This window comes from Cohnella ginsengisoli, from assembly GCF_029525555.1.
GTDB lineage: Bacteria > Bacillota > Bacilli > Paenibacillales > Paenibacillaceae > Cohnella > Cohnella ginsengisoli.
In genome coordinates, this window is record NZ_JAPDHZ010000008.1 from 153,164 (window position 1) to 164,674 (window position 11,511).

General features: G+C 58.5%; 12 protein-coding genes and 1 pseudogene. 9 read left to right on the forward strand and 4 right to left on the reverse strand.

The features are described 5' to 3' along the window. Nucleotides 1-176: 176 nt before the first annotated feature. From OMP38_RS31515 to trpB, 4 genes and pseudogenes are all read left to right on the forward strand, one after another. On the forward strand, nt 177-395 hold the full coding sequence (locus OMP38_RS31515) for a hypothetical protein (protein ID WP_277568579.1): 219 nt from the start codon (nt 177-179) through the stop codon (nt 393-395). Between the two features lie 208 nt (nt 396-603). Continuing rightward, nucleotides 604-1,410, forward strand: coding sequence for an alpha/beta fold hydrolase (locus OMP38_RS31520; RefSeq protein WP_277568580.1), 807 nt, complete (start codon nt 604-606; stop codon nt 1,408-1,410). Between the two features lie 26 nt (nt 1,411-1,436). Then, on the forward strand, nt 1,437-2,417 hold the full coding sequence (locus tag OMP38_RS31525) for a sensor domain-containing diguanylate cyclase (protein WP_277569013.1): 981 nt from the start codon (nt 1,437-1,439) through the stop codon (nt 2,415-2,417). A gap of 281 nt (nt 2,418-2,698) precedes the next feature. Further along, a pseudogene (trpB, locus tag OMP38_RS31530) lies at nt 2,699-3,863 on the forward strand (tryptophan synthase subunit beta). A gap of 165 nt (nt 3,864-4,028) precedes the next feature. Here trpB and OMP38_RS31535 read toward each other — a convergent pair. Next, a complete protein-coding gene (locus tag OMP38_RS31535; protein WP_277568581.1) occupies nt 4,029-4,853 on the reverse strand; it encodes a sugar phosphate isomerase/epimerase family protein in 825 nt (274 codons plus the stop codon). 190 nt (nt 4,854-5,043) lie between these two features. On the opposite strand from OMP38_RS31535, the gene OMP38_RS31540 reads away from it, so the two are divergent. Both OMP38_RS31540 and OMP38_RS31545 read left to right on the forward strand, forming a co-directional pair. Further along, nucleotides 5,044-5,358 carry a cupin domain-containing protein gene (locus OMP38_RS31540; RefSeq protein ID WP_277568582.1) on the forward strand — a complete coding sequence of 105 codons (315 nt, stop codon included), beginning with the start codon at nt 5,044-5,046 and terminating at the stop codon, nt 5,356-5,358. Between the two features lie 46 nt (nt 5,359-5,404). Next, nucleotides 5,405-5,929 carry a helix-turn-helix transcriptional regulator gene (locus OMP38_RS31545; RefSeq protein WP_277569014.1) on the forward strand — a complete coding sequence of 175 codons (525 nt, stop codon included), beginning with the start codon at nt 5,405-5,407 and terminating at the stop codon, nt 5,927-5,929. A 15-nt stretch (nt 5,930-5,944) separates the two neighbouring features. Here OMP38_RS31545 and OMP38_RS31550 read toward each other — a convergent pair whose 3' ends face one another. Continuing rightward, nucleotides 5,945-7,699: a methyl-accepting chemotaxis protein gene (locus OMP38_RS31550; protein WP_277568583.1), complete on the reverse strand. Its 1,755-nt coding sequence runs from the start codon at nt 7,697-7,699 to the stop codon at nt 5,945-5,947. A gap of 88 nt (nt 7,700-7,787) precedes the next feature. Next, a complete protein-coding gene (locus OMP38_RS31555; protein WP_277568584.1) occupies nt 7,788-8,066 on the reverse strand; it encodes a hypothetical protein in 279 nt (92 codons plus the stop codon). 261 nt (nt 8,067-8,327) lie between these two features. Here OMP38_RS31555 and OMP38_RS31560 point away from each other — a divergent pair, with 261 nt between their 5' ends. The 3 genes from OMP38_RS31560 to OMP38_RS31570 are packed head-to-tail and all read left to right on the forward strand — an operon-like array spanning nt 8,328 to nt 9,827. Beyond that, the gene (locus OMP38_RS31560; RefSeq protein WP_277568585.1) at nt 8,328-8,774 is read left to right on the forward strand and encodes a hypothetical protein; all 447 of its coding nucleotides are present in this window, start codon (nt 8,328-8,330) and stop codon (nt 8,772-8,774) included. A 2-nt stretch (nt 8,775-8,776) separates the two neighbouring features. Next, nucleotides 8,777-9,001, forward strand: a complete 225-nt coding sequence (locus tag OMP38_RS31565) for a helix-turn-helix transcriptional regulator (protein ID WP_277568586.1) — start codon at nt 8,777-8,779, stop codon at nt 8,999-9,001. Beyond that, the gene (locus OMP38_RS31570; RefSeq protein ID WP_277568587.1) at nt 8,979-9,827 is read left to right on the forward strand and encodes a DUF4386 domain-containing protein; all 849 of its coding nucleotides are present in this window, start codon (nt 8,979-8,981) and stop codon (nt 9,825-9,827) included. The genes OMP38_RS31565 and OMP38_RS31570 overlap by 23 nt, the downstream gene beginning before the upstream one ends. A 306-nt stretch (nt 9,828-10,133) precedes the next feature. On the opposite strand, the gene OMP38_RS31575 is transcribed toward OMP38_RS31570, so the two are convergent. Beyond that, entirely contained in the window at nt 10,134-11,336 is a 1,203-nt protein-coding gene (locus OMP38_RS31575) for an IS256 family transposase (RefSeq protein ID WP_277564084.1), read from the reverse strand. Between the last annotated feature and the right edge of the window lie 175 nt (nt 11,337-11,511).

Below are 11,511 nucleotides of genomic sequence, written 5' to 3' on the forward strand. Positions count from 1 at the left end.
GCCACTGCGATCCGAATCGAGGTTTCTCTATTCATACTATCGGATTTTGTCGAAAACTTCGCCACCCAAATAGGCAAATTTGACTACGAATTTGTTTCGAATGCTTCGTCTGCCGGTATTTCGTTTAGATAAAGAAGAGCGACAGAACCGAACATGCACGAGGAGGAGGATACGTCGTGGATATCAAGCGCATAGCCGGGGACATCGTCTCCAGGATCAAGAACGACAAGGACTTTTCGGAGAAGTTCAAGCGCGATCCTGCCGCGGCGATCGAGACGGTCATCGGCGTCAACCTGCCGAACGATCAGGTGAACGCGATGATCGCGGGCGTCCAGGCCAAACTGACCTCGGACAAGGCGGGAGACTTGCTCGGCTCGTTCAAAAAGCTGTTCTAGCGCCGGCGCCGAACGCCGCGTATTCGCCCAGGCTGGCAGGGTTGCCGAACAGGTAGCCCTTGCGGCCCTATTTGCGTGCACGCAGCTCAAAAACGCGAACGATCGTCGCGCTCGCGCCTTGGATCGGCTATAATAGGCATAAATCAGAATGTATCGAATCCAATCGAATTTTGTCTTTTAATAGAATCGCCGTGGAGAGGGATTGCCGATGACGATCGATATTCTCGCAAGGAACAACGTGAAGGTGCTGGGCCGCGGCGAACAGCCGATCCTGTTCGCGCACGGCTTCGGCTGCGACCAGGATATGTGGCGCTATATCGTGCCCGGCTTCGAGGCGGATTACCGCGTCGTCCTGTTCGATCATGTCGGATCCGGCCGGTCGCAGATTCAATACTACGATACGGACAAATACAGCGACCTGCGCGGGTACGCCCAGGACGTGAACGAGATTCTGGACGCGCTCCAGCTGGAGGACGCGATATTCGTCGGCCACTCCGTCAGCAGCATGATCGGCCTGCTCGCGTCGATCCGCGACGGGAGCCGGTTCAAGCGGATCGTGATGATCGGCGCCTCTCCGCGATACATGAACGATTCGCCCGACTACTTCGGCGGCTTCGACGCGAGCGAGATTCAGGATTTGCTTAACATGATGGAGATGAACTTCATCGGATGGGCCAGCTACATGGCGCCCATCGCGATGCAGAACCCGGACCGCGGCGAGCTGGCCGAAGAGCTCGAGCGCAGCTTCTGCTCCAAGGATCCGCATATCGCCAGGCAATTCGCGGAGGTCACGTTCCTGTCGGACTGCCGCGGCGAGCTCGCGCGCACGCCCGTCCCGTCTTTGATCCTGCAATGCGCCGAGGACAGCATCGCGCCGATCGAGGTCGGGAATTATCTGCATGAACATCTCAAGAACAGCACTTTTAGGCTAATGAACGCCAAAGGACACTACCCCCACCTCAGTCATCCGGAAGAAACGACGTCCCTCATCCGACAATACTTGGCCGACGCGTAGGCCCTGGAGAAAGGCAGTTTATGGAACTGGACACGCAACTTAATCACGCCCCTTGCGGCTACTTTTCGATTACCGCCGAAGGCTTGCTGCTTCGGTCGGCCAATCAGACGCTGCTCCAAATGCTCGGATATGAAAGCCCGGAGTTGGCGGATCGGCACGTCGAGTCGATCCTGTCGCTCGCCAACAGGCTTTTTTTCCATACTTACTTTTATCCTTACATACAGCTGTACGGTCAAGTCAAAGAGATGTATCTCGCCTTGCGGACGAAGGACGGGCGGGACCTCCCCGTGCTGATGAACGGCGTCCGGCTGGAGCGCGGAGGCGAACTCTTCATCGATTGCGTCGCCTTGGAGATGAATAAGCGCATCGAACACGAAAAAGACATTTTGCGGACGAAAACGCAGCTTGAAGCGCTCTATCAGGCCACGCAGGAAGCGAATGTCCGACTGGAGCAACTGCATGCCGAATACGAAGCCAAGCAGCAGGAGCTGCTCCGTCTGAACGCGCAGCTGGAAGCCCTGGCATCGACGGACCCGCTCACCGGCTTGCGCAACCGCCGGTTCTTTAAGGACAGCCTAGCTGAGCTGCTGGCAGCATACGCGAAGAACGGGCAGCCTTTTTCGATGCTGATCCTGGATATCGACCACTTCAAAAAGATCAACGACACCTACGGGCACCCGGTCGGCGATCTGGTGCTCTCGAGCCTCGCGGCGCTCCTCCGATCGGCGTCGGGTTCGGCCGACATCGCGGCCCGATACGGCGGGGAGGAATTCGCCGTGCTCATGCCCGGCGCGGATCGCGCGAGCGTCATCGGAGCCGCCGAGCGATATCGGGCCGGCGTAGAAGCCGCCTCCTGGGAGGGGCTTCGCATCACGATCAGCGTCGGCGCGGCGACGGTCTCCCCCGGCGATACAGACGAGACCTTGGTGAATCGCGCGGACCAGGCGCTCTACGCCTCCAAGAGCGGCGGACGCAATCGCGTTACGTACGGGGAGACGGAACGTTGATGCCGATGCCGGGACCGGCGCGAGAAGGCGGACGAGCTGGACGGCTCACCGCCTCCGGTAGCTATCCACACATACGCGCCTCCTGGTCTTGCCTATACGGCGAAGAACCCTGGCGTCCAGACTTTATCGCAAAAACGCTTTGGAAAGCCGGCCGCCATCCAGCGCCCGCACGCCCGAAAAAGCTAAAAATTCCCATGTTGACACTATTGCCTGCGGTGGTAATGTGATACGCTGGAAGACGAAAAGCGAGAAATCGCAATCTTACCTTTGGAGGCGCTTGCATGAGCCAAGAGACGCTGCAGGAAGGATACTTCGGGGAGTTCGGAGGCAGCTTCGTACCGCCGGAATTGCAGGAAGTGCTGAGCTATCTCAGCGAGCAATTTTACAAGTTTCGCGACGATCCGGCATTCAACGAGGAGCTGCAGTATTACCTGCGGGAGTATGTCGGCCGCGAGAGCCCGCTGACCTATGCGGAGCGTCTGACCGATGCCTGGGGCGGCGCCAAGGTCTATCTCAAGCGCGAGGACCTGAACCATACGGGCGCGCATAAGATCAACAACGCCATCGGCCAGATTCTGCTCGCCAAGCGAATGGGCGCGAAGCGCATCATCGCGGAGACGGGCGCCGGACAGCACGGCGTCGCGACGGCGACGGCCTGCGCCATGTTCAATATGGACTGCGTCATCTACATGGGCGCCGAGGATACGCGGCGTCAGGCGCTGAACGTGTTCCGCATGGAGCTGCTCGGCGCGAAGGTCGTACCGGTCGACAAGGGCCAGGGCCGGCTCAAGGACGCGGTCGACGAAGCGCTGGGCGATCTGGTGCAGAACTATCAGAATACCTTCTACCTGCTCGGCTCGGCCGTCGGTCCCCATCCGTTCCCGACGATGGTCAAGCACTTCCAGGCGATCATCAGCGAGGAGTCCAAGCGGCAGATCATGGAGAAGGAAGGCCGGCTGCCGGATGCCGTCATCGCCTGCGCGGGCGGCGGCAGCAACGCGATCGGCGCGTTCGCGCACTACATAGAAGAGCCGGACGTGCGCCTGATCGGCGTCGAGCCCGACCAGGCGCCGACGCTGACCGAAGGCGTGCCGGGCATCATTCACGGCTTCAAATGCCTCGTGCTGCTGGACGAAGCGGGGGGAACCGCGCAAAACCTACTCGATCGCCGCGGGGCTCGACTATCCGGGCATCGGGCCCGAACATAGCCACCTGAAGGTGTCCGGCCGGGCGGAGTACGTGACGGTCACCAACGACGAAGTGCTGGCGGCGTTCCAGGAGCTGTCGCGGACGGAGGGCATCGTGCCGGCGCTGGAGAGCGCGCACGCGGTCGCCCACGCCAAGAAGCTCGCGCCGACGCTGACGCGGGACCACATCCTCATCGTCAACCTGTCCGGCCGCGGCGACAAGGACGTCGAGCAAGTGTTCCATATGCTGAAAAAGTAAGCTGACGGCGCTCACAAGCGCCGAAAAGCCGCCCCTGCGTCAGTTCGTCTGACTCGGGGGCGGCTTCTTTAAATTTGCGATGCATCGCATGGGCCAAGTGTTGACCTACGTCAACACATCATGCCCCGCGGCACCGTGCACGGATCCCGCTTGCTGGCCACTTTCTCAAGCGTCCCGCAGCCACTGCTTCAGATCGCCCGCCGTGCGCAGGATGTCCTGCCGCTGCGCTTCGCCCGATATCTCGCGCTCGATGATGTACTCGCCGGCGTAGCCGATCTCCTTCAGCTTGCGCACGAACGCGGGGAAGTTCACCTTGCCCGTGCCCGCGCGCACTTCCTCGCCAAGGTTGTCGCCGTCCGTCGGATACAGCCCGTCCTTGACGTGGACGTTGCGCACGTAGGCGCCGATCGTGTCCAGCGCGTCGATCGGATTGCCTTTGCCGTACAGGATGAGATTGGCCGGGTCGAGGTTGATGCCGAGATTGGACGTGCCGACGCGCTGGATCGTGCGCAGCAGCACGACCGGCGTCTCCTGTCCCGTCTCGAACCAAAAGCCGATCCCCTTGCTATCGCAGTAGGCGGCGACCTCGCGGACGGCTTCGACGACCGCCGGATAAGCGGGATCCGTCATATTTTCCGGGATAAATCCGACGTGCGTGATGATCGCCGGAGCGCCGATCCAAGACGCGAAGTCCGCCCAGCCCTTCAGCGCCTTCACCCGTTCTTCGCGGTACGCTTCGGGCACGAGGCCCAGCGTCAGCGGTCCCTGCGTGAAGTTCCACGCCGCCGGTCCCGGCACGCCCGCCCATACCGCGCAGACGCGCACGTTCGCCTCGCGCGCTTCCTTGACGACCCGCTCGGCCACTTCCGGCGTGCAATGATCCATGTTCCACGAATTCAACTGGCACACGCCGAACCCGTAATCGCTGACGACCTTGAACATATTGTCCTGCGCGCTCGTATCGATAGTATGAATAACGCCGATTTCCAAGATTAAGCCCTCCCCGTATCCGCCAAAATGCAAGATGCAGCCCGCGTCCGCGCTTGGCGTTGTAAGCATGCTAGCCCCATCATAGCCCCTTTCCACGCAGCTTGATTTAGAAAATTTGTCGGGAATTTTGCATTCTCTTTTTGCATAATCGGACGGAAAGTTTATACTTTAGTTCGGAGGGGAAGGACGGATGGATTTTATCAAGCATAGGCTGCGCGAGCAGCTCGTCGTGAACGACATTTACACCTGCTACTACTTCGAGCAGTCCAATCGGGAGCAGTACATCGCGGAAAGCCACGATTTCTGGGAGATCGTCTACGTCGACAAAGGCGAAGTGAACGCGAATACGGGGTCGGGTTATTATCGGCTGAATCAAGGCAACATTCTCGTGCATAGTCCAAACGAATTCCATCAGCTCGAGAGTACCGGCAGCAAGGCGCCCAATTTGTTCATCGTCACCTTTCGCTGCGACGACGAGGCCATGGCCTTTTTTCGACGAAAATAAGCTGTTCCGAATCGGACAAGCCGAGCATGCGGCGCTCGCGCGGTTGATGAAGGAGGGTCTGGACGCCTTCGGCCTGAACCAGTACCCGATCGTCCCCCGGCCCGAGGCCGCATTCGCGGCGGAACAGCTCTTTAAACTTTATCTGGAGCAGCTGCTGATCCTCATCATCCGCCATGCGCGACCTGCCAGGCAGCAGGCCGAGCAGCAGCTCATGTCCACCACCGCCGAAAATCAGAGCGCGCACCTGGGCAAGCGGATCATCGCGTATCTCGAGCAAAACCTGTCCGCCAAAATCACGCTGGACGGCCTGTCCGCGCAGTTCAACATGGGCCGCACGCAACTGAATATTTTGTTCAAGCGAACGGTCGGCACCGGCATCATCGCCTACCTCAACCGCCTGAAGATCGAGCGGGCCAAAGCCTATATCCGCGAGGATATCTATAATTTGACCGAAATTTCGAACCTGCTTGGATACAGCAGCGTCCATTACTTTTCGCGTCACTTCAAGCAATCCGTCGGCATGACGCCGTCCGAATACGCAAGGACGATCAAGGCGCGGAACGAGCTTTGAGCCGGGCTTGCCGCCTTAGAGCTTGAACTTGGCGACCGCCTCTTCCAGCACGGCGCCTCGCTTCTTGAGCTGCGCCGTCGTATCGGCGATCCGCCTCGCGGCTTCAAGCTGGTCGGCCGACATCCGCTGGATAGAGATCGTGCTGTCCGCGCTGACCGCCGAGATTTGCGACATCTGCTCGACCGAAGCCGCGACTTCCTCGGAGCCGGCAAGCACCTGCTCCGCGGCCGCCGAGATCTCCTGGATATGGCCGTTCACGAAGACGAACCGGTCGACCGTATCGTCGAACAGCGACGCCACCTCGCCCGACAGCTCCGCGCCCTTCGCCATCTCCTGCGCTTCCTCCGCCATCCGCTCCCCGATCTGCGCCGACTCGCCGCGGATCTGCTCCAGGAGCGAAGTGACCTGCGTCGCGGATACGGCTGCCGCCTCCGCGAGCTTGCGAATCTCGCCGGCGACGACGCCGAATCCCGCGCCGTGCTCTCCTGCCCGCACCGCCTCGATCGATGCGTTCAATGCGAGAATCTTGGTCCGATCCGCATTGCTCACGATGGACTGAAGGACCGGCTTGATCTCCTGCATGTAGGCGTTCAGCACCTGCACCGAGCTCGTCGTCTGCTCCGCCACGGTAGACATCGACCCGACCTGCTCCTTGAGCCAGCGGATCGAGCTTCGGCCGTGCTCCGCCGTCGCGAGCGCGTTCGCGGAAGCCGCGGCGACGCTTGACGACGCTTCGGCGACCCGCTGGATCGCCAGCGAGATCTCTTCCATCGACTTCGCGCTCTCTTCCGCCCCCGTGCGTTGATGCGCCGCCCCGTCGGCCAGCTGCCCGATCGATTGCTCCATATCCACGTTTAGCGCGACCATCCGCTGCGCCTCGGCGCCGAATTGGTCGGTCGAACGCACGAGATCCGCCGTCGTCGCCGTCACGTCCTGCACGACGCCGCCAAGCGTGACGCCAAGCCGTTCGGTCATCCTCTTCATGGCTCCGTACGCTTGCCCGATCTCGTCCTTGGACCGTACGCGCCTTGCACCCAGTTGACGTTGCGCCTCCGCGAGATCGCCGCCGGCCATCGCCTCCGCCCCCTTGACGATCGTGCCGAGCGGCCGCAGCGCGCGGGCCATGAACCAGGCGATCAGCAAAAAGACGAGGAGCGTAAGCGCACCCATAAGAATAAACGCCGTCATGCTTTTTCCCAAGACGTCCCGATAAATCGTATTCGACACGGCCACGTCCGTATCGATGCCGAGCGCGCCGATTACCTTCCCGCTTGCGTCGCGAAGCGGCGCGAACGAGGAGAGGTAGTCTCCGTATTCGGGGTTGTGAATAATGCTCGTCTTGGCCGTCTTGCCCGCCAATACGTCCGCGATCGCCGCCTTCGGCATGTCGGTGACCTCGCCGATCGGAGACGCCGTCTCTTCGTTCTTCGGCTGGCCGTCGATCAGAATGATCGGCTGACCGAGATCGTCGATCCTCACCGTATACACGTACAGCGCGCCGATCTCCAGCCGATAGCGGTTAAGCACCTCGCGCAGACGCCAATAGAGTTCGTTTTCCTGCGCGTCCTTCGTGAAGTTCTCGTAGGAAGCGATGTCGAACTGCCCCGCGTAAGCCTCCGCGATATGCATGCCGATGCTGCCGATCGCCTCTTCGCTGGCCTGCTTCGTATTGCGAATCTGCAAATAGATTAATGCGGAGGACAGGATGACGAGGATGGTCAAAATCATGACCGACAGCTTGAATACGAGGCGGCTCCTAAATCTAAACATGCGGGTCCATGCTCCCTTATATGGTTTGCGACAAGATTCCCCATTTTTCCTGAAGTCTCGACATAATATAGTTCGCTCAGGTTTCGTCTTATCCTTCTTTCAGGAAGGCATTTACCGCCAAATATAAACTGAATGCGGCTAGCGCGAAGAAGATGATCGCGAGCCGACGGTTGCGCCGGAACTGCAAACCCCACAAGCCGAAAAAAACCGCCGCCGCCAGCTTGGCTCCGCCTTCGTAACCTGCGTCCTCCCCGAATAGCGAGCTGCTGAACAAGATCGATAGGATGAGAGCCGCGGGAGCTAAAATTTTAAACCATATCGGCTGCATAAGAAAAAAACGGTACATAAACTTCAGTCGCTGCATCATGTCGTGGCCCCTTTCAGATAAGCCTTACTAATAGCATATCGGCGCATTGCCTTCGCTAATGAATCGGTTTTATCCGCGGAAGGTAAGCGAACGAAAAATAAGCGCATTAGGCAAGCGGCCCTTAGACACTTCGATTTTTGATGCCGTCGAACAGGCAAGTGAAGTCCGCAATGTAAAGTATACTTTACATTATGATTGAAATACATTACATTATGAATATCAAACTTGACTTCACATAAATGATACGGGGAGAGCAGCCGCATGACCTATCAAGAAAAGAAGAGCATCGTATCGCTAATCAGCGCAGTCCTCATTTTCGTGGCGTATTCGTCGATCGTGTACCCGCGTCACCCCGGCGATGGCGCCGAGGCCGACGAAATCTTTCGCTACTGGGGCTCCTTCGTCCTCATTTTGATGCTGGTCTCGATATTCGCGCATATCGTCATCGGCATCGTCTTCAACATCGTCCACCGGATGACCACCGGGGAGAAGGAGCCGTCGTTCGCCGACGAGCTCGACAAGCTGATCGACTTGAAGGCATTTCGCAACTCGTTCCTGGTGTTCGTCCTCGGCTTCCTGGCGTCCATGGGCGCGCTGGTCGCCGGCCAGCCTTCGCAGTCGATGTTCGTCATCCTGATCGCCGCCGGCTTCCTCTCGGACGTGACCGGCTCCGCGACGAGGCTGTATCACTACCGGAGAGGCGTGTAACGATGGGCAAGAACCTGGTCGGCAATCACATCCGGAGGCTGCGGTTTAACCACGATGAAATGACGCAGCAGCAGTTGGCGGAATTAACGGGCGTGACGAGACAGACGATCGTGGCACTGGAAAAGGGCAACTACTCCCCTTCGCTGGAACTGGCCTTCCGAATCGCGCGCGCTTTTAAACTCCCTTTGGAAGAGGTGTTCTTCTATGGAGAAGACGCAGCAGAGTAAGTATTCGAGCACGCTTGCCTCTAAGATGGCCGGCATCCTGTTTATCCTCGCGGCCGTCTCTTCGATCGCCGGTCTTCTGCTGTACGATCCGATCCTGAACGGCGCCGATTATCTCGTTCAAGGCGCCGAGCATGGCGATCAGGTGGTTCTTGGCGCGGTGATGGAGCTGATCCTCGTCGTGTCCGCCGTAGGCACATCGATTGCGATGTTTCCGTATTTGCGCAAATACAATCAGACGCTGGCGCTCGGCCACGTGTGCTTCCGATTCATGGAAGCCGTCGTCATCGTCATCGGCATCGTCGGCGTGCTGTCGCTGCTGACCCTGAGCGGGTCCTTCGAAGCTTCGGCCGCGCCGGATGCAGCCGCTTACGAGGCCGCCGGCACCTTATTGAAGGCGGTCCACGACTGGACGTTTCTGCTCGGTCCGAACTTCATGCTGGGCATCAATACGATGCTGTACAGCTATATTTTTTACAAATCCGGGCTCGTGCCGAAGTTCATCCCGATCCTGGGCATGACCGGCGCCGTCCTCGTCTTCTCGGCCGCCCTGTTCGAGATGTTCGGCGTATTCGAGCAATTGTCCGTCTGGGGCGCGCTGCTGTCGCTGCCGGTCGCGGCGAACGAGATGATTCTTGCGGTCTGGCTGATGGCCAGGGGGATTTTCCCGATCGCCGCGCGTTGCGACACTGAAGGCGGCCTGAGAACGGGGATTATTTGTCAAAATCAACGGGATGAGGCAGCGGTTTCGCTGCTTCGTCCCGTTTGCGTTTCGTCGATCGGCCGACGCCTCCCCAAGGCCGGCTCCTCATGTGACACTCCAAAATAGCGCAAAATCACGTTATTCTCGCACTCGCTCCCCCGCTCGCAACCCCGCCGCTCACCTGACACTCCAAAATAGCGCAAAATCACGCTATTCTCGCACTCGCTCCCCCCGCTCGCAACCCCGCCGCTCACCTAACACTCCAAAATAGCGCAAAATCACGCTATTCTCCCACTCGCTCCCCCGCTCGCAACCCCGCCGCTCACCTAACACTCCAAAATAGCGCAAAATCACGCTATTCTCGCACTCACTCCTCCCGCTCGGGTCAAGTCCATATTTATGTGTAAAATCCTCGTCGACGAATTTTGTTGCTTACTTTTGATTCTTCGCACGCTCTTTCTGCCACGCATGGTACCTTGTCATGTCCATGAAGCGCTTGTTGCTCCATAATTCTTCGAGCTCCATGAGCACGGCACCGATTAATCGGATAACCGATTCACGGTTCGGAAAAATCTGTATAACCGATTCTCGCCGACGGATCTCCCGGTTGACTCGCTCCATGCCGTTCGAGGTCCGGATTCTTACCCGGTACTCTTCCGGGTATGCCAGTACCGCTGTGGCGTCGTCAAATCCTCGCTCCAGCGTCTCCATGGCCTTTGGCGCTTTCTCCTGGTACATCTCTTGCGTTTCTTCCAGCAGCCTTCTCGCGCTCTCCAGGTTCTGCGCTTCGAATATCGAGCGCAGAGCCGCCTTTATTTCGGATTGTAGTGCCTTCGGCGTGACATCTAGAATATTTCGCGTAAAATGCGTCTGACACCTTTGCCATGTCGCCCCTTGAAAGTGATGCTTAATCGCTTGGACAAGGCCGCCATGCGTGTCGCTGATGACCAGGTCTACGCCATGGAGTCCACGCTGCTTCAAGCCCTCAAAGAATGCACTCCAGCTCGCTTCGGACTCGGTATCGTCGATGGAAATTCCAAGCACCTCACGGTTACCGTGCTCGTTGATGCCGTAGCCGGTTAACACGCCACGGGAGCGCACCCGACCGTTCTCTCTAACTTTGACATACATGGCGTCCACAATGACAAACGGGTAGCTCTTTTCCTCCAAGGAACGCGTGCGCCAAGACTCCACCAGCGGATCCAACTGCTTACACAGCTCGCTCACTGTGGATTTCGAAAACGTTGTACCGCAAAGTTCCTCTGTAATCCGCTGAACCTTCCGCGTCGAGACGCCGTTCACGACCATCTCCATAAGGGATGTCACCAGCGCCTGCTCACTACGTTGATACCGGGCGAATAGCTCTGTGGAGAACTGGCCGTCTCGAAACCTCGGAACCTCCAGCTGCAGCTTGCCTACCCGTGTCGTTAATCCTCGCGCATAACTGCCGTTTCGCTGGCCTTGACGGGTTTGCGTACGCTCGTAAGGTTCGGCCTCCAGTTGATCTGTTGCTTGCGCCTTCAACACCTGGTTGAGCACCGTCTCCAGCAGCTTGGCCACTCCCTCGTCACGTGCCTGTCCAATAAACAATTGATGCAATAGTGCCTCGTCTAGTGTAATCTGATACTGAGCCATGAATAGCCCTCTCCCTTGAATGTTGTCTCGACAACTCCATTCTAGACGAGGTTCTATTTCATGGCTCTCCTTATTTTCAAGAGGCCATCCATTTTACACAATTATATGGACTCAACTCACTCGAGCGAGGTTTGCCACGAAGTTACACGGTTTTTCCGGGTAACTCGCTCTCGCG